Below are 18,963 nucleotides of genomic sequence, written 5' to 3'. Positions count from 1 at the left end.
TCTTCCTCTCGAAGGCGGGCCGCTCTGCTTCGATCAGTAGGAAAACTGTTCGGCAATGATCCGTTCGGACCAGGAGTGATCGGGATCCGACAGGATGCGTGCCGTGCGCACCGTCGATTCGGCGATCCGCACCGACAGCACGCTCTTGACCTCGGTGTTGTCGGCAACCGCGTTGACCGGCCGTTTGTCCGGCTCGAGGATATCCAGTTCGACGCACACCTTGTTGGACAACAGCGCGCCGCGCCAGCGACGCGGTCGGAAGGCGCTCACCGGCGTCATCGCCAGGAGCGGCGCCTCGAGCGGCAGGATCGGCCCATGTGCCGAGAGATTGTAGGCCGTCGATCCGACCGGCGTGGCAATCATCAGGCCGTCGCAGATCAGTTCTTCCAGCCGCACATGCCCGTCGATCGTCACGCGCAGCTTGGCGGCCTGATAAGATTGCCGGAAGAGATAGACCTCGTTGATCGCCAGTGCCACGGAAGATGAGCCATCGGCATTGCGCGTGGTCATCTCCAGCGGATGGAACTGGTTCTCGATGGCATCGGCGATGCGCTCCTGCAGACCGTCGATCGAAAAATCGTTCATCAGGAAGCCGACGGAGCCGCAGTTCATGCCGTAGATGCGTTTGCCGCTGTTGATGGTCTGATGCAGCGTCTGCAGCATGAACCCGTCGCCACCCAGCGCGATGATCACATCCGCATCCTCGATCGCCACATTTCCGTAGATCCGCGCGAGTTCGTCGAGCGCGCTCAGCGCTTCCGGGGCCGGTGAGGCGAGGAAAGAAAGACGCAAGTTGTTCAATGACATCGGCAACCCCTTCGGCTGATGCCTTGGTACAGGAAAAGCCGGTTGCGCGACAAGCCTTGCCGAACCGAACGCCGGCCGGTGCCTCGCCTGGCGATCTGCCGTATCTGACATGACCGACTGCAGTTTTCGCTTTACAGGCGGAGAGAATATGCTAACTCCCGCATCAAGATGCCCTTGTAGCTCAGTTGGTAGAGCACCTGATTTGTAATCAGGGGGTCCCGGGTTCGAACCCTGGCGGGGGCACCATTTTTCCAGCACTCACCGTTCCTTTGTGCCGCGTATGCGGCGTGATGCCTGTTGCTCACATCCATTCGGTCAGCGCCGCGGCAAGCGCGACGTAGCGGATGGTCTTGCCGATGCCGACGAACAGCACGAAGACGGCCAGCGGCTCCCTCATCACGCCGGCGGCAACGGTTACGGCGTCGCCGAAGATAGGCAGCCAGCTGAGCAGCAGCGACCACTTTCCATAGCGGCGGTACCATTCCTGTGCTTTCGCGAGCTTGTCCGGGCGGACAGGAAACCAGCGCTTGTGCTTGAACGATTCGACACCGCGGCCGAGGAACCAGTTGACGACGGCGCCGAGCGTGTTGCCGAGACCCGCGACTGCCACCAGCCCGACAACAGAGTAGTCGCCGCTGAGAATGAGGCCTGCCAGCAGTGCTTCGGACTGCGCGGGGAAGATGGTGGCGGCAATGAAGGCTGCCGTGAACAGAGCAAGGTAAGCTGCCATCGCCGGATGATCCCATGTCGGCCGAACCGCGCAAGGAATGTCGGGCTGCCAGTGTCAGGCGCTCACATTAGCCACGGGCTCCGGTCTCGACAAGATATGTCGGCCTTGTCCGTCGGTTGCTTGGGCGAACAAGACACTGCGGAGCAGGCGAGGCGAGATCGCCGCAGGCTCGCGGCGAACGCGGCCCCTGGACGGCCGCGTTCGCCGATTCGGCAGGATCAGCGCGACGCCGACAGGCGAAGCAGCCGACAGAGGCTGACGAGCGCCGGATCGTAGCTGCCGGAGCCGACGGAGTTGCAGCGACGCAGAACCTCGCGACGCTCACCGGCCGTCATGCCGTTGAAGGCCCGTCGCTGTTCCGGCGTCAGGGAGCCGCCGGTGCTGCCGGAGCCGGTAGAACCCGTGCTGCTCCCATTCACGCCGCCGCCGCTAAAGCCGCCGCCGCTGGTGCCGCCTGAGCCGCTACCTCCTGAACCGCCACCGCCCGGGCCGTTGCCCTGGCTGCTGGTGCCACCGACGCCAACGCCGACACCGACGTCCACTCCGCTGCCGCCTCCGATGCCGGCACCAAGGCCGGCACTGACACCCCGGTCGCCGCCGATCGACGCACCGACACCGGCGCCGATGCCGTTGGCGCCGCCGACGGAGGCGCCGAGCCCGGCATTGACGCCGCTTGCACCGCCGACCGAAGCGCCGAGCCCGGCGCTGACGCCGCTCGAACCGCCCGCGGATGCGCCGGCGCCGGCATTCACCCCGCCGGCGCCGCCAACGGAGACGTCAGCACCGACGCCGAGACCACCCTCACCACCGAGGCCGACGCTGGCGTTGATGCCGTTTTCGCCGCCAAGCCCGGCACTGATGCTCTGGGCGAATGCAGGCTGACCGATGGGCACCATGAGACAGGTACCGACCAGCAATGCTATAGACAGTCTGGGCATGGGATCCTCCATTCGATGCACGTGATGCGCGAATCAGAATGACGAGCCTGCGCCGAGGTTCCTTGCCTGCTGGCCAACATCACCAATATTTGTTAGTAGGGGCTAATAATCGCAGAAGATGTATCAATGTGATACATGCTCCGGCGTTTGGAGTGCGGCCGAAGCTCGTAGCCGTAGACTAGCAGCTGCGGCGACGAGGGCTGGCCGGTCATTGCGCGAACGCCGCCGCAAAAGGTCGCGAGGCGCATCCATGCGGACCGTGCGGACCGAATCTCGTTTCGATGAATGAAAACCTCGCGCCGTGCGTCACCGCGTTTCAGGTACACAGGTTGATGTTGCCGCTGTTGAGGAACCTTACGCTGCTGTAGGCGTTCTGGACGGAATGGCAAAAAGAGGGGGCCATGCCTTACAGAATATTGGTGGTCGAAGACCAGCTGCTGATCGCTCTGCATATTGAAGAAGCTGTGCTCGCCCTCGGCCACGAGGTTGCGGGCATTGCCGCGAATCGTGCCGACGCGCTCGGCTTCGAGAAGCACTGCGATATCGCATTCGTCGACGTCCAGCTTCAGGACGGTCCGACCGGTCCGGATGTCGGCCGCGCACTCGCTGCCAACGGCGTAACGGTGATCTTCATGACCGCAAATCCGGAAGCGCTCGCAAGCGGCGTTCCGGGCACGCTCGGCGTGATCTCGAAGCCACTCTTCGATCTGGAACTGATCAGCGCCATACAATACGCGACCGAACTGCGCGCCGGCCATCCGGCGGTGGCACCCGAACGTTTGCGGCAGTTTCATCCGCATCACGCCTGAGCGGGTGCCAGCGCCCTGGCCTTGAAGGCCGCAGCTTTTAGTCGGCGTTCTTCGCAAGGTGGTGCCGCGCAGCGTAGAGAGCGATCGCTGCGGCGTTGGAGACGTTCAGCGACTTGATAGCGCCCGGCATGTCGAGGCGGGCAAGCGACGTCACCGTCTCACGCGTCTTCTGACGCAGACCCTTGCCTTCCGATCCGAGAACCAGCGCCACCTTGGCGGCATCGAACGTGCCTTCGAGAGGGGCAGGGCCTTCCGAATCCAACCCGATCGTCTGGAAGCCGAGACGGTGAAGCTCACCCAGCGCATCGGCAAGGTTGGTCACCTGGATATAGGGGATGAGCTCGAGCGCGCCTGAGGCCGATTTGGCGAGCACGCCTGATTCTGTCGGGCTATGGCGTTGCGTGGTGATCACCGCGCCGGCTCCGAAGGCGACCGCCGAGCGCATGATGGCGCCGACATTGTGCGGGTCGGTCACCTGGTCGAGAACCAGCAGAAGCGGGCTTTCCTTCAGCCCCTCCAGCCGACGCACGGGCAAGGGCCGGGTTTCCAGCATGACGCCCTGGTGGATGGCATCCGGGCCGAGCACCTTGTCGATGTCCTGCGGTGAAACCATGTCCACCGGGAACTTCAAGGCGCCCGCTTCGCCGATATCCAGCCGCGCAAGCGCGTTCTGTGTCACCGAAAGCTTGATGAGCTTGCGCTGCGGGTTGTCGATGGCAGCCCGCACCGTGTGCAGCCCGTAGAGGAACACCTGCTCCGGGGCCAGCTTCGGCGGTGTCCACTCGCCACCGCTCCTGCGCCGCTTCTCCTGCGGTGTAGGGATGTCACCCCTCTCGCGCTTGGCGTCGCGCACCTGGCGGCGCAGCGTCGCGTAATGCGTATCGCGGGCGGATTTATCGTTCTGGTCGTCCTTGGTCATGCGGCCTTATAGCGGGCGTCGAGCGTCCGGCATAGTCCCGACGCGGGTCGGCGGCGGCTTGCAGGGCGGATTTCACTTTCCTCAATTTTTCGCGGCAAGTCGTGTTGACAGCAGCGGAACTCGCCGTCATATACGCCGCCGTGACTGCAGCGAACGACGCGGTTCACAAGCTTGGTCTTCGGTCCAGACGGAATACTGGAGGGATGCCCGAGTGGTTAAAGGGGACGGACTGTAAATCCGTTGGCTCAGCCTACGTTGGTTCAAATCCAACTCCCTCCACCATTCCGTCACGACCGAACCACGCCCGCGGGTATAGCTCAATGGTAGAGCAGCAGCCTTCCAAGCTGAATACGCGGGTTCGATTCCCGCTACCCGCTCCAACAGATCCCCGGCCGCCCGGCTTTCGCCGCAGCAGCAACACCTTCTTTCACGCCCCCTCTTGTTCCCGCGGCCGCCGTAATTATGTCTTGCGCATCGTTGGGGAAAGCCTTAAACGGCGACACCAAATCCGCTCGCGCGGATCCATCATCTTTTTGATCACAGGAAGCATCAATGGCAAAGAGCAAGTTTGAGCGCAACAAGCCTCACGTCAACATCGGCACGATCGGTCACGTTGACCACGGCAAGACGTCGTTGACGGCAGCGATCACGAAGTACTTCGGTGAATTCAAGGCGTATGACCAGATCGACGCTGCACCGGAAGAAAAGGCGCGCGGCATCACGATCTCGACGGCTCACGTCGAATACGAGACGCCTGCCCGTCACTATGCGCACGTCGACTGCCCCGGCCACGCCGACTACGTCAAGAACATGATCACCGGTGCAGCGCAGATGGACGGCGCGATCCTGGTGTGCTCGGCCGCCGACGGCCCGATGCCGCAGACCCGCGAGCACATCCTGCTTGCCCGTCAGGTTGGCGTTCCGGCGATCGTCGTGTTCCTCAACAAGGTCGACCAGGTCGACGACGCCGAACTCCTCGAGCTCGTCGAGCTGGAAGTGCGCGAGCTTCTGTCGTCCTACGACTTCCCGGGCGACGACATTCCGATCGTCAAGGGTTCGGCTCTGGCCGCTCTTGAAGATTCGGACAAGAAGATCGGCGAAGACGCGATCCGCGAGCTGATGGCTCAGGTCGACGCCTACATCCCGACGCCTGAGCGTCCGATCAACCTGCCGTTCCTGATGCCGATCGAAGACGTGTTCTCGATCTCGGGTCGTGGCACGGTCGTGACCGGCCGCGTCGAGCGTGGCATCGTCAAGGTTGGCGAAGAAGTCGAGATCGTCGGCATCCGCGCCACCTCCAAGACGACGGTGACCGGCGTTGAAATGTTCCGCAAGCTGCTCGACCAGGGCCAGGCCGGCGACAACATCGGCGCACTGGTTCGCGGTGTGAACCGTGACGGCGTCGAGCGTGGCCAGATCCTGTGCAAGCCGGGCTCGGTCAAGCCGCACAAGAAGTTCAATGCCGAAGCCTACATCCTGACGAAGGAAGAAGGCGGCCGTCATACGCCGTTCTTCACCAACTACCGTCCGCAGTTCTACTTCCGCACGACGGACGTGACGGGTATCGTCACGCTTCCGGAAGGCACGGAAATGGTCATGCCGGGCGATAACGTCACGGTTGTCGTCGAGCTGATCGTTCCGATCGCCATGGAAGAAAAGCTGCGCTTCGCTATCCGCGAAGGCGGCCGTACCGTCGGCGCCGGCATCGTCGCCTCGATCATCGAGTAATCTGGTTCCCGCAAGGGATCCCGAAGAACGCCCTGCCGGAAACGGCGGGGCGTTTTTTTTTGTGTCAGGCTGGTAAGCCTGATCTGCATGCCGACGACAGGCGCTCATGTGTGGGCAGGGATGTGACGGGAAAGGTTTTGGCGTGGAGACTTCCGTAGCCCGGCGACGGTGGGACGCGACCGCCGCGATCATGCTGATTCTCCCGGCGATTCTTTTTACCGGTATGCCGGTGCATGCCGCATGTCCCGACCGGCCGGCCTGTCGCGGATGCGGTTGCAAGGGCGGCCCCGGTTACCGCGGGCCGGGTGGACGCTGCGTCGGCTTCTCGTCGCTCGACAAGATCTGCGGGCGCCCGCCGGAGACCCGCTGCACCTTCGAGAACGCGCCGGGGACCGGCGCCAACCGCGACTGCGCGACAGGTTCCAGACGGGCGAGGGGAGGAGGTTGATCTCCTCCACAGACAAGTGGGCGCCGACCGAGAGAAAGTGAAGCGAACCGGATAAACCCACTTGCCAATAGGTCATTCGCGTTTTAAAGCAGCGCCATGCTTGCGAAGGGCAACTTTCGAAAGACACCTAGGGGTATAGCTCAGTTGGTAGAGCGGCGGTCTCCAAAACCGCAGGTCGTCGGTTCAAGCCCGGCTGCCCCTGCCAGTCCTCCGCGGCGACGGGAATGGTCTCGTTGATTGGTGGGAGGAAGGACGGCCGAACCCAATTCGGCAAATTGTGCCAAACATTGCTTTTCCTCTTGTGAAAGGGGAATGCGGTGTTTATGTAGGGTGAAAACAGACACGCGGTGCGTGGGGCTGAACTATTTCAGCTTTACGTGCCGTAGTTGCGTGGGCAGATATGGCATCCAAAACCAATCCATTTACGTTTCTGCAGCAGGTGCGCGCTGAGACGTCGAAAGTTACCTGGCCTTCTCGTCGCGAGACGATGATCTCCACGGCTATGGTGCTGGTGATGGTGATTTTCGCTGCGTTGTTCTTCTTTGCCGCGGACCAGCTGATCGGCTGGCTGATCGGCCTCGTGCTGAATTTCAGCATTTGATTTTGTGGAGATGAAGATGGCGGCACGTTGGTACATCGTCCACGCATATTCGAATTTCGAGAAGAAGGTTGCCGAGGACATCGAGCACAAGGCTCGACAGAAGGGCCTCGACCACCTGTTCGAAAAGATCCTTGTGCCGACCGAGAAGGTCGTCGAAGTGCGCCGCGGCCGCAAGGTCGATACCGAGCGCAAGTTCTTCCCGGGTTACGTGCTGGTGCGCGCCAACCTGACGGATGAGGCCTACCACCTCATCAAGAATACGCCGAAGGTCACGGGCTTCCTCGGTTCCGACAACAAGCCGGTTCCGATCCCTGATTTCGAAGCTGATCGCATCCTCGGTCAGGTCCAGGAGGGCGTCGAGCGTCCGAAGTCGTCCATCTCGTTCGAGATCGGCGAGCAGGTTCGGGTCTCGGATGGTCCCTTCGCTTCGTTCAACGGCACCGTTCAGGATGTCGACGAAGAGCGGTCGCGCCTCAAGGTCGAGGTGTCGATCTTCGGCCGCGCGACCCCGGTCGAACTCGAATACGGTCAGGTCGAAAAGGTCTGATCCATCGGTTGCCTCAGGCATCCGATCCCGCGTGGGAGGATGGCGTTCGTTAGCCGCGCGCCCTCTCCGAACCACGCAACCGCAGCCGCCGGATGAAACCGGCAAGACGGGCCGGGTAACCGGTCGCAACGAAAGGCAGAGAAATGGCTAAAAAAGTAGCAGGCCAGCTCAAGCTTCAGGTCAAGGCAGGATCGGCAAACCCGTCCCCGCCGATCGGCCCGGCGCTTGGTCAGCGTGGCATCAACATCATGGAATTCTGCAAGGCGTTCAATGCCGCCACGCAGGAAATGGAAAAGGGTATGCCGATCCCGGTCGTCATCACCTATTACCAGGACAAGTCCTTCACCTTCGCAATGAAGCAGCCGCCGGTTACCTACTGGCTGAAGAAGGAAGCAAAGATCACCTCCGGTTCGAAGACCCCGGGCAAGGGTGCTAAGGTGGGTACCATCACCAAGGCTCAGGTCCGTGCGATCGCCGAAGGTAAGATGAAGGATCTGAACGCCGCCGACGTCGAAGGCGCAATGCTGATGGTCGAGGGCTCTGCCCGCTCCATGGGCCTGGAAGTGGTGGCTTAATCATGGTCAAGATTGCAAAGCGCGTCCAGAAGTCCCGCGAAGGCATCGATCCGACCAAGCTGATTGCTCTCACCGACGCAATCTCGCTCGTCAAGGAACGCGCCACCGCGAAGTTCGACGAAACCGTTGAAATCGCCATGAACCTCGGCGTCGACCCGCGTCACGCCGACCAGATGGTCCGTGGCGTCGTCAATCTGCCGAACGGCACCGGCCGCGACGTTCGCGTCGCCGTCTTCGCACGTGGCGCCAAGGCTGACGAAGCCAAGGCTGCCGGTGCAGACATCGTCGGCGCCGAAGACCTGGTCGAGATCGTCCAGGGCGGCAAGATCGACTTCGACCGTTGCATCGCAACGCCGGACATGATGCCGCTCGTCGGCCGTCTCGGCAAGGTGCTCGGCCCGCGTGGCATGATGCCGAACCCGAAGGTGGGTACGGTCACCATGGACGTTGCCGGTGCGGTCAAGGCATCCAAGGGCGGTGCTGTCGAATTCCGCGTCGAGAAGGCTGGTATCATCCATGCCGGTATCGGCAAGGCTTCGTTCGACGCCAAGGCTCTGGAAGAAAACATCAAGGCATTCGCCGATGCGGTCGTCAAGGCCAAGCCGGCTGGCGCCAAGGGCAACTACGTCAAGCGCGTCGCGCTGTCCTCGACCATGGGTCCGGGCGTGCGCATCGAGCCGTCGACGGTCATCGCCTGATCAGTTTCCGGAGCCTTCGGGTTCCGGTTGAAAAGAATTTCCGGGCCTTCGGGTCCGGAAAGCCGGAGAAATCCGGAATTCCTGTCCGAGATTGTGGGTGGTTAAGTCCTTAATCGCTTTGCCTGCATGAGACGGGTAAGACCAGAATTGTCCAGGGTGCCGCAAGGCGCTGCTGAAGGTTCCGGTTCGAACCTGGTGTGCCTTGTGCCTTAAGCCGTTGCGGCTCAAGTGCGGGGGGACAGGATCCTCGAGCGCCGCTCGGGTATCTTGATGACAAGATCCCTTGGGGCAGAAGGCAACCCGGCAGGGTCCGATTTCGGTCGGTCCTGTCAACTGGAGACAGACAGTGGAAAGAGCGGAAAAACGCGAATTCGTCACGGAGCTGAACGAAGTCTTCAAGGCTTCTGGTTCGGTTGTCGTGGCCCACTATGCTGGCGTCACAGTCGCTCAGATGAACGATTTTCGTTCGAAGATGCGCGCTGCTGGCGGTAGCGTCAAAGTCGCGAAGAACCGCCTGGCCAAAATCGCTCTTCAGGGCACGGAGTCGGAAGGGATGATCGATCTCTTCCAGGGTCAGACGCTTATCGCATATAGCCAAGACCCGATCACGGCTCCCAAGGTCCTCATGGACTTCGCCAAGACCAACGACAAGCTCGTTGTTCTGGGTGGTTCCATGGGCGCAACAACCCTTTCCGCCGATGCAGTCAAGTCGCTCGCGACCCTGCCGTCGCTGGACGAACTGCGTGCAAAGCTGCTGGGCATGATCCAGACGCCGGCCACGCGCATCGCAGGGGTTGTTCAGGCACCGGCAGCTCAGCTGGCCCGCGTGTTTGCAGCCTACGCCAAGAAGGACGAAGCCGCTTAAGGCGGTTTTTCACGCTGTACCGAATTAAACCAGTTCGAACTGAACAAAAGGAATATGACTATGGCTGATCTCGCAAAGATCGTTGACGACCTCTCCTCGCTGACCGTTCTGGAAGCTGCTGAGCTTTCCAAGCTGCTCGAAGAGAAGTGGGGCGTTTCGGCTGCCGCTCCGGTAGCTGTTGCTGCTGCTGGCGGCGCTGGCGCTGCTGCTCCGGCTGAAGAAGAAAAGACCGAGTTCGACGTCATCCTCACGGATGCCGGCGCGAACAAGATCAACGTCATCAAGGAAGTCCGCGCCATCACCGGTCTCGGCCTCAAGGAAGCCAAGGACCTCGTCGAAGGCGCTCCGAAGGCTGTCAAGGAAGCCGTTTCCAAGGGCGAAGCTGCCGACCTCAAGAAGAAGCTTGAAGACGCTGGCGCCAAGGTTGACGTCAAGTAATATCGGAATGCGATGGGGGAGGGCACAAATGCCCTCTCCCGTTGTTCTATTCCTGCGAACTGATTACCCAAAAGCCCTTGAAACGGCTTTTGGGTAATGGGTTCTTCAAGAGGATGGTTTCTCCTTTGGCCCCCCGGCAATCCGGCCGGCGGCTCGAGCGTAGGAACGAGATTGAACCACCCATTGATCGACGGGGGCGACTGGCCAGCGTATCCCGTCCGTTGCAGGCCCGGATGCAATTTTTGAAGGAGCGACGATGGCTCAGACCCTTTCGTTCAACGGTCGCAGGCGCGTACGCAAGTTTTTCGGAAAGATCCCCGAAGTTACCGAGATGCCGAACCTCATCGAGGTTCAGAAGGCATCTTACGATCAGTTCCTGATGGTTGAGGAGCCAGAAGGCGGCCGCCCCGACGAGGGGCTTAACGCCGTTTTCCGGTCCGTGTTCCCGATCACCGACTTCTCCGGCGCTTCGATGCTGGAATTCGTGTCCTACGAATTCGAGCCGCCGAAGTTCGACGTCGAGGAATGCCGTCAGCGCGACCTGACCTATGCGGCACCGCTCAAGGTGACGCTGCGCCTCATCGTGTTCGATATCGACGAGGATACGGGCGCCAAGTCCATCAAGGACATCAAGGAACAGTCCGTCTACATGGGCGACATGCCGCTGATGACCGATAACGGGACGTTCATCGTGAACGGCACCGAACGCGTTATCGTGTCGCAGATGCACCGTTCGCCGGGCGTGTTCTTCGACCACGACAAGGGCAAGAGCCACTCGTCCGGCAAGCTGCTGTTTGCTGCCCGCGTCATTCCCTATCGCGGTTCCTGGCTGGACATCGAGTTCGACGCCAAGGACATCGTCTACGCGCGTATCGACCGTCGCCGCAAGATCCCTGCGACCTCGCTGCTGATGGCGCTCGGCATGGACGGCGAAGAAATCCTGTCGACGTTCTACACCAAGTCGATCTACCAGCGCGACGGCCAGGGCTGGCGTATTCCCTTCCAGCCGGAAACGCTGAAGGGTGCAAAGACGCTGTCCGACATGATCGACGCCGATACCGGCGAAGTGGTCGTCGAATCCGGCAAGAAGCTCACCCCGCGCCTGCTCCGCCAGCTGACCGACAAGGGCCTGAAGGCCCTGCGCGCCAGCGATGAGGATCTGGTCGGCAACTTCGTCGCCGAGGATATCGTCAACCCGGAAACTGGCGAAGTCTACCTGGAAGCCGGCGAAGAACTGGAAATGGCGCTGGACGCCAAGTCCGGCGAACGCAAGGGCAACCTCGTCGAATTGATGAAGCTGGGTTTCGACGAGATCCCGATTCTCGACATCGACCACATCAATGTCGGCGCCTATATCCGCAACACGCTTGTTGCCGATAAGAACGAGAGCCGTCAGGAGGCCCTGTTCGACATCTACCGTGTCATGCGTCCCGGTGAGCCGCCGACCATGGAATCGGCAGAAGCGATGTTCAATTCGCTGTTCTTCGACGCCGAACGCTACGACCTGTCGGCCGTCGGTCGCGTCAAGATGAACATGCGCCTCGACGTCGATGCGCCGGACACCATGCGCGTTCTGCGCAAGGAGGACATCCTGGCCGTCGTCCGGATGCTCGTCGAACTGCGCGACGGCAAGGGCGAGATCGACGATATCGACAACCTCGGAAACCGTCGCGTCCGTTCGGTCGGCGAGCTGATGGAAAATCAGTACCGTCTCGGCCTGCTGCGCATGGAGCGCGCCATCAAGGAGCGCATGTCGTCGATCGAGATCGACACCGTCATGCCGCAGGACCTGATCAACGCCAAGCCGGCAGCCGCCGCGGTGCGTGAATTCTTCGGCTCATCGCAGCTGTCGCAGTTCATGGACCAGGTGAACCCGCTATCGGAAATCACCCACAAGCGCCGTCTTTCGGCACTTGGCCCGGGTGGTCTGACGCGCGAACGCGCCGGCTTCGAAGTCCGCGACGTTCATCCGACGCATTACGGCCGTATCTGCCCGATTGAAACGCCGGAAGGCCCGAACATCGGTCTGATCAACTCGCTTGCCACCTTCGCCCGGGTCAACAAGTACGGCTTTATCGAAAGCCCGTACCGCAAGATCATCGACGGCAAGGTCACCAACGAAGTGCTCTACCTCTCCGCCATGGAAGAGGCGAAGTACTACGTTGCCCAGGCCAACGCCGAGCTGGACGCCGAAGGCCAGTTCACCGAAGAGTTCGTGGTTTGCCGTCATGCCGGCGAAGTCATGCTGTCGCCGCGCGATACCATCAACCTGATGGACGTCTCGCCGAAGCAGCTGGTTTCGGTCGCAGCCGCGCTGATCCCGTTCCTCGAGAACGACGACGCCAACCGCGCTCTCATGGGCTCGAACATGCAGCGTCAGGCCGTGCCTCTGGTACGCGCTGAAGCGCCGTTCGTCGGAACCGGCATGGAGCCGGTGGTTGCCCGTGACTCGGGTGCCGCCATCGCTGCACGCCGCAGCGGCGTTGTCGACCAGGTCGACGCGACGCGTATCGTTCTGCGCGCCACGGAAGATCTCGATGCCGGCAAGTCGGGCGTCGACATCTACCGCCTGCAGAAGTTCCAGCGTTCGAACCAGAACACCTGCGTCAACCAGCGTCCGCTGGTGGCAGTGGGCGATATCATCTCCAAGGGTGACATCATTGCCGACGGTCCTTCGACGGATCTCGGTGACTTGGCGCTCGGCCGCAACGCGCTCGTCGCGTTCATGCCGTGGAACGGCTACAACTACGAAGACTCGATCCTGCTCTCCGAGCGCATCGTGTCGGACGACGTGTTCACCTCCATCCACATCGAAGAATTCGAAGTGATGGCGCGTGACACCAAGCTTGGTCCGGAAGAAATCACCCGCGACATTCCGAACGTTTCGGAAGAAGCGCTGAGGAACCTCGACGAAGCGGGCATCGTCTACATCGGCGCCGAAGTTCAGCCGGGTGACATTCTCGTCGGCAAGATCACCCCGAAGGGCGAAAGCCCGATGACGCCGGAAGAAAAGCTCCTGCGCGCCATCTTCGGTGAAAAGGCTTCGGACGTCCGCGACACGTCGATGCGCATGCCTCCGGGCACGTTCGGCACCGTCGTCGAAGTCCGCGTCTTCAACCGTCACGGCGTCGAAAAGGACGAACGTGCGATGGCGATCGAGCGTGAAGAGATCGAACGCCTGGCCAAGGACCGCGACGACGAACAGGCGATCCTCGATCGGAACGTGTACGGCCGTCTTCTGGACATGCTGCGCGGTCAGGTTTCGGTTGCCGGTCCGAAGGGCTTCAAGAAGGGCGTCGAGCTCGCCAACGCTGTCGTGTCGGAGTATCCGCGCTCCCAGTGGTGGATGTTCGCCGTCGAGGACGAGAAGGTCCAGGGCGAGATCGAAGCTCTGCGTGGCCAGTACGACGAATCCAAGTCGCGCCTTGAACAGCGCTTCATGGACAAGGTCGAAAAGGTTCAGCGCGGCGACGAAATGCCTCCGGGCGTCATGAAGATGGTCAAGGTCTTCGTCGCTGTGAAGCGCAAGATCCAGCCGGGCGACAAGATGGCCGGCCGTCACGGCAACAAGGGCGTCGTGTCGCGCATCGTACCGGTCGAGGACATGCCGTTCCTCGAAGACGGCACGCATGTCGACATCGTTCTGAACCCGCTCGGCGTGCCTTCGCGCATGAACGTCGGACAGATCCTCGAAACCCATCTGGCCTGGGCTTGCGCCGGCATGGGTCGTCGGATCGGCGAGATGCTGGAGGAGTACAAGCGCTCCAGCGACATCGCCGAGCTGAAGCAGGAACTGACCGAGATCTACGCGTCGGAATCGCATAACGAAGTGGCGAGCTTCGACGACGAGTCGCTCGTGCGTCTGGCTGAAGAGGCAAAGCGTGGCGTGTCCATCGCGACGCCGGTCTTCGACGGAGCGCATGAGCCGGACGTTGCGGCGATGCTGACGAAGGCGGGTCTTGATCCGTCGGGTCAGTCGGTTCTGTACGATGGTCGTACCGGTGAAGCCTTCGACCGCAAGGTCACCGTCGGCTATATGTACATGATCAAGCTGAACCACCTTGTCGACGACAAGATCCACGCTCGTTCGATCGGTCCTTACTCGCTCGTCACCCAGCAGCCGCTCGGTGGTAAGGCGCAGTTCGGCGGTCAGCGCTTCGGGGAAATGGAAGTCTGGGCTCTGGAAGCCTACGGCGCCGCCTACACCCTGCAGGAAATGCTGACGGTGAAGTCGGACGACGTGGCCGGTCGTACCAAGGTCTACGAAGCCATTGTCCGCGGCGACGACACCTTCGAGGCCGGCATTCCGGAGAGCTTCAACGTTCTCGTCAAGGAAATGCGCTCGCTGGGTCTGTCGGTCGAGCTGGAGAATTCCAAGCTCGACGCCGTCGACGGTTCGGGACAGCTTCCCGACGCGGCAGAATAAGAAACGAGAGGCGCGCGCCCCACGGCGCGCGCCGTCCCCGCCTGTGGCCTCAGGGTTGCACGGCAGGGGAATTTCGCCGCATTTCGCGGCTAAGACCGTTTTAGGCGGCGGACCAGCCCTCCGGGTCATCGGGCAGGTTACGCACGCAAGCTGAGGGCTCAAGGCCCCACAAGGAGATAGGCATGAACCAAGAGGTCATGAATCTTTTCAACCCGCAGGTCCCTGCGCAACACTTCGACTCGATCCGGATATCGATCGCGTCTCCTGAGAAGATTCTCTCCTGGTCCTACGGCGAAATCAAAAAGCCGGAGACCATCAACTACCGTACGTTCAAGCCGGAACGCGACGGCCTGTTCTGCGCGCGCATCTTTGGCCCGATCAAGGACTACGAGTGCCTGTGCGGCAAGTACAAGCGCATGAAGTACAAGGGCATCATCTGCGAAAAGTGCGGCGTCGAAGTCACGCTGTCGCGCGTTCGCCGCGAGCGCATGGGCCATATCGAGCTCGCCGCTCCGGTTGCCCACATCTGGTTCCTGAAGTCGCTTCCCTCGCGTATCTCGACGCTGCTCGACATGACGCTGAAGGATGTCGAACGCGTTCTCTACTTCGAAAACTACATCGTCACGGAACCGGGCCTCACCGCGCTTAAGGAAAACCAGCTGCTCTCCGAAGAGGAGTACATGCTGGCGATCGACGAGTACGGCGAAGACCAGTTCACCGCGATGATCGGTGCTGAAGCCATCTACGAGATGCTGGCTTCGATGAACCTGGAAAAGCTCGCCGGCGACCTGCGCTCGGATCTGGCCGACACCACGTCGGATCTGAAGCAGAAGAAGCTGATGAAGCGTCTGAAGATCGTCGAGAACTTCATCGAATCCGGCAACAAGCCAGAATGGATGATCATGAAGGTCGTTCCTGTCATCCCGCCGGACCTGCGCCCGCTTGTTCCGCTGGACGGCGGCCGCTTTGCGACGTCCGACCTCAACGACCTCTACCGTCGCGTGATCAACCGTAACAACCGTCTGAAGCGTCTGATCGAACTGCGCGCTCCGGGCATCATCATCCGCAACGAAAAGCGCATGCTGCAGGAATCTGTGGACGCGCTGTTCGACAACGGCCGCCGTGGCCGCGTCATCACCGGCGCCAACAAGCGTCCGCTGAAGTCGCTGTCCGACATGCTGAAGGGCAAGCAGGGCCGCTTCCGTCAGAACCTGCTCGGCAAGCGCGTCGACTATTCCGGTCGTTCGGTCATCGTGACCGGTCCGGAACTGAAGCTGCACCAGTGCGGCCTGCCGAAGAAGATGGCGCTCGAACTGTTCAAGCCGTTCATCTACGCCCGCCTCGACGCCAAGGGTTACTCCTCGACCGTCAAGCAGGCCAAGAAGCTGGTCGAGAAGGAAAAGCCGGAAGTCTGGGATATCCTCGATGAGGTCATCCGCGAACATCCGGTTCTGCTGAACCGCGCACCGACGCTGCACCGCCTGGGCATCCAGGCCTTCGAACCGATCCTGGTCGAAGGCAAGGCCATCCAGCTGCACCCGCTCGTCTGCACGGCTTTCAACGCCGACTTCGACGGCGACCAGATGGCTGTCCACGTCCCGCTTTCGCTGGAAGCCCAGCTTGAAGCCCGCGTGCTGATGATGTCGACGAACAACATCCTGCATCCGGCAAACGGTGCGCCGATCATCGTTCCGTCGCAGGACATGGTTCTCGGCCTGTACTACCTGTCGATCATGAACGAGAACGAGCCGGGCCAGGGCATGGTCTTCTCCGACATGGGCGAACTGCACCATGCGCTGGAGAACAAGGTCGTTACCCTGCATGCCAAGATCCGCGGCCGCTTCAAGACGGTCGACGAGGACGGCAAGCCGGTGTCCAAGATCCATGACACGACGCCCGGCCGGATGATCATCGGCGAGCTTCTGCCGAAGAACTTCAAGGTTCCGTTCGAGACCTGCAACCAGGAAATGACCAAGAAGAACATCTCCAAGATGATCGACACGGTCTACCGTCACTGCGGTCAGAAGGACACGGTGATCTTCTGCGACCGGATCATGCAGCTGGGCTTCACCCACGCCTGCAAGGCCGGCATCTCGTTCGGCAAGGACGACATGATCATCCCGGAAACCAAGGCGAAGATCGTCGGGGACACCGAAACGCTGGTCAAGGAATACGAGCAGCAGTACAACGACGGCCTGATCACTCAGGGCGAGAAGTACAACAAGGTCGTCGACGCCTGGGGCAAGGCAACCGAAAAGGTCGCCGAGGACATGATGGCCCGCATTAAGGCCGTTGAGTTCGACCCGGAGACGGGTCGCCAGAAGCAGATGAATGCCATCTACATGATGTCACACTCCGGTGCGCGTGGTTCTCCGAACCAGATGCGTCAGCTGGGCGGCATGCGCGGCCTGATGGCCAAGCCGTCGGGTGAAATCATCGAGACGCCGATCATCTCGAACTTCAAGGAAGGTCTGACCGTTAACGAGTACTTCAACTCGACCCACGGCGCCCGTAAGGGCCTTGCAGACACCGCTCTGAAGACCGCCAACTCCGGCTACCTGACGCGTCGTCTGGTCGACGTGGCACAGGACTGCATCGTCAACCTCGTCGACTGCGGCACTGAAAAGGGCCTCACGATGACGGCGATCGTCGATGCTGGCCAGGTCGTGGCTTCCATCGGCGCACGCGTTTTGGGCCGTACGGCGCTTGACGATATCGATCATCCGGTCACGGGTGAGCGGATCGTTGATGCCGGCCGGATGATCCTCGAGCCGGACGTCATCGAGATCGAAAAGGCGGGCATCCAGTCCATCCGCATCCGTTCGGCTCTGACCTGCGAAGTTCAGACCGGCGTCTGCTCGGTGTGCTATGGTCGCGACCTTGCACGCGGTACCCCGGTCAACATGGGCGAAGCCGTCGGTGTCATCGCGGCTCAGTCGATCGGTGAGCCGGGTACCCAGCTCACCATGCGTACCTTCCACTTGGGCGGTACCGCAAACGTGGTCGACCAGTCGTTCCTGGAAGCCTCCTACGAGGGCACGATCCAGATCAAGAACCGTAACCTGCTGCGGAACTCCGAAGGCAACCTGATTGCCATGGGCCGCAACCTGGCGGTGACGATCCTGGACGAACGTGGCGTGGAACGGTCCTCGCAGCGTGTTGCCTACGGTTCGAAGGTGTTCGTTGACGACAACGACACGGTCAAGCGTGGCCAGCGTCTGGCAGAGTGGGACCCCTACACCCGCCCGATGCTGACGGAAGTCGCCGGTGTGGTTTCGTTCGAAGACGTGGTCGACTCGATCTCGGTTTCGGAATCCACCGACGAATCCACCGGCATCACCAAGCGTCAGGTCATCGACTGGCGTTCGACGCCGCGCGGTACAGACCTGAAGCCGGCGGTCGTCGTCAAGGACGCCAGCGGCAACATCCTGAAGCTCGCTCGCGGTGGCGATGCGCGTTACATGCTGTCCGTCGACGCCATCCTGTCGGTCGAGCCGGGTCAGAAGGTCAGCCAGGGCGACGTCCTTGCGCGTGTTCCGATGGAAAGCGCCAAGACCAAGGACATCACCGGTGGTCTGCCGCGTGTTGCCGAACTGTTCGAAGCTCGTCGTCCGAAGGACCACGCCATCATCGCTGAGATCGATGGTACGATTCGCCTCGGCCGCGACTACAAGAACAAGCGTCGCGTCATGATCGAACCCGCCGAAGACGGTGTGGAAGCTGTCGAATACCTGATCCCTAAGGGCAAGCCCTTCCACCTTCAGGACGGCGACTACATCGAAAAGGGCGACTACATCCTCGACGGCAATCCTGCGCCGCACGACATCCTGGCGATCAAGGGCGTGGAAGCACTCGCTTCCTACCTGGTCAACGAAATCCAGGAAGTCTACCGACTGCAGGGCGTCGTGATCAACGACAAGCACATCGAGGTGATCGTTCGCCAGATGCTGCAGAAGGTCGAGATCACCGACTCGGGCGACAGCCAGTACATCGTTGGCGACAACGTGGACCGGATCGAGCTCGACGATGCCAACGACCGCCTGGTCGAGGAAGGCAAGAAGCCGGCTTACGGTGATCCGGTTCTGCTCGGCATCACCAAGGCTTCGCTGCAGACGCCGTCGTTCATCTCGGCTGCATCCTTCCAGGAGACCACAAAGGTTCTCACGGAAGCTGCAATCGCCGGCAAGACCGACACGCTGCAGGGCCTGAAGGAAAACGTCATCGTCGGCCGCCTGATCCCGGCCGGTACCGGTGGTACCATGACGCAGATCCGCCGCATCGCCACTTCGCGCGACGAGATGATCCTCGACGAGCGGAAGAAGGGTTCGGGCGCAGGTTCCGCCACGCCGATGCTGCAGGACATGGCTGGCGAGAAAACGCCGGCAGAATAAGACGGAACGGCTGCGCACTGCAGCAGCCGTCACCGCCCTGCGA

General features: G+C 61.4%; 13 protein-coding genes, 4 tRNA genes and 1 pseudogene. 14 read left to right on the top strand and 4 right to left on the bottom strand.

Going from position 1 to position 18,963, the window contains the following annotated elements:
* Nucleotides 1–33 precede the first annotated feature (33 nt).
* The gene (locus ACR65N_RS01335; RefSeq protein WP_440455435.1) at nt 34–807 is read right to left on the bottom strand and encodes an NAD kinase; all 774 of its coding nucleotides are present in this window, start codon (nt 805–807) and stop codon (nt 34–36) included.
* A gap of 170 nt (nt 808–977) precedes the next feature.
* Here ACR65N_RS01335 and ACR65N_RS01330 point away from each other — a divergent pair.
* Nucleotides 978–1,053 (top strand) — tRNA-Thr (locus ACR65N_RS01330).
* Between the two features lie 55 nt (nt 1,054–1,108).
* On the opposite strand, the gene ACR65N_RS01325 is transcribed toward ACR65N_RS01330, so the two are convergent.
* Both ACR65N_RS01325 and ACR65N_RS01320 read right to left on the bottom strand, forming a co-directional pair.
* Complete coding sequence (locus ACR65N_RS01325) at nt 1,109–1,537, bottom strand: YqaA family protein (RefSeq protein WP_440455434.1); 429 nt, start codon at nt 1,535–1,537, stop codon at nt 1,109–1,111.
* A 218-nt stretch (nt 1,538–1,755) separates the two neighbouring features.
* Entirely contained in the window at nt 1,756–2,475 is a 720-nt protein-coding gene (locus ACR65N_RS01320; protein WP_440455433.1) for a hypothetical protein, read from the bottom strand.
* Nucleotides 2,476–2,867: 392 nt separating this feature from the next.
* Between ACR65N_RS01320 and ACR65N_RS01315 the strand changes: the two are divergent.
* A pseudogene (locus ACR65N_RS01315) lies at nt 2,868–3,284 on the top strand (response regulator); the annotation flags it as partial.
* A 37-nt stretch (nt 3,285–3,321) separates the two neighbouring features.
* Here the strand turns inward: ACR65N_RS01315 and rlmB are convergent.
* Complete coding sequence (gene rlmB, locus ACR65N_RS01310; RefSeq protein WP_430305037.1) at nt 3,322–4,203, bottom strand: 23S rRNA (guanosine(2251)-2'-O)-methyltransferase RlmB; 882 nt, start codon at nt 4,201–4,203, stop codon at nt 3,322–3,324.
* Between the two features lie 197 nt (nt 4,204–4,400).
* Between rlmB and ACR65N_RS01305 the strand changes: the two genes are divergently transcribed.
* From ACR65N_RS01305 to rpoC, 12 genes are all read left to right on the top strand, one after another.
* A tRNA-Tyr gene (locus ACR65N_RS01305) sits at nt 4,401–4,485 on the top strand.
* Between the two features lie 24 nt (nt 4,486–4,509).
* Nucleotides 4,510–4,583: transfer RNA gene (locus ACR65N_RS01300), tRNA-Gly, on the top strand.
* A gap of 172 nt (nt 4,584–4,755) precedes the next feature.
* Nucleotides 4,756–5,931 carry an elongation factor Tu gene (tuf, locus tag ACR65N_RS01295; RefSeq protein WP_440455431.1) on the top strand — a complete coding sequence of 392 codons (1,176 nt, stop codon included), beginning with the start codon at nt 4,756–4,758 and terminating at the stop codon, nt 5,929–5,931.
* Nucleotides 5,932–6,508: 577 nt separating this feature from the next.
* Nucleotides 6,509–6,584 (top strand) — tRNA-Trp (locus ACR65N_RS01290).
* Nucleotides 6,585–6,779: 195 nt separating this feature from the next.
* Complete coding sequence (gene secE, locus ACR65N_RS01285) at nt 6,780–6,980, top strand: preprotein translocase subunit SecE (protein ID WP_252755587.1); 201 nt, start codon at nt 6,780–6,782, stop codon at nt 6,978–6,980.
* A gap of 16 nt (nt 6,981–6,996) precedes the next feature.
* On the top strand, nt 6,997–7,527 hold the full coding sequence (nusG, locus tag ACR65N_RS01280) for a transcription termination/antitermination protein NusG (RefSeq protein WP_430308100.1): 531 nt from the start codon (nt 6,997–6,999) through the stop codon (nt 7,525–7,527).
* A 143-nt stretch (nt 7,528–7,670) separates the two neighbouring features.
* Nucleotides 7,671–8,102, top strand: coding sequence for a 50S ribosomal protein L11 (rplK, locus tag ACR65N_RS01275; RefSeq protein ID WP_145303266.1), 432 nt, complete (start codon nt 7,671–7,673; stop codon nt 8,100–8,102).
* Between the two features lie 2 nt (nt 8,103–8,104).
* Nucleotides 8,105–8,800, top strand: a complete 696-nt coding sequence (rplA, locus tag ACR65N_RS01270; protein ID WP_430308099.1) for a 50S ribosomal protein L1 — start codon at nt 8,105–8,107, stop codon at nt 8,798–8,800.
* A 346-nt stretch (nt 8,801–9,146) separates the two neighbouring features.
* On the top strand, nt 9,147–9,665 hold the full coding sequence (gene rplJ / locus ACR65N_RS01265; protein WP_430308098.1) for a 50S ribosomal protein L10: 519 nt from the start codon (nt 9,147–9,149) through the stop codon (nt 9,663–9,665).
* Between the two features lie 60 nt (nt 9,666–9,725).
* Entirely contained in the window at nt 9,726–10,103 is a 378-nt protein-coding gene (gene rplL / locus ACR65N_RS01260; protein ID WP_430308097.1) for a 50S ribosomal protein L7/L12, read from the top strand.
* Nucleotides 10,104–10,359: 256 nt separating this feature from the next.
* Nucleotides 10,360–14,529, top strand: coding sequence for a DNA-directed RNA polymerase subunit beta (gene rpoB / locus ACR65N_RS01255; RefSeq protein ID WP_430308095.1), 4,170 nt, complete (start codon nt 10,360–10,362; stop codon nt 14,527–14,529).
* A 182-nt stretch (nt 14,530–14,711) separates the two neighbouring features.
* Complete coding sequence (gene rpoC, locus ACR65N_RS01250) at nt 14,712–18,920, top strand: DNA-directed RNA polymerase subunit beta' (RefSeq protein ID WP_440455432.1); 4,209 nt, start codon at nt 14,712–14,714, stop codon at nt 18,918–18,920.
* The last annotated feature ends 43 nt before the right edge of the window (nt 18,921–18,963 follow it).

Source organism: Rhizobium sp. SAFR-030 (assembly GCF_059415005.1).
Note: the sequence above shows the minus strand (reverse complement) of the source record. Positions and strands in the feature narration are given on the sequence as shown.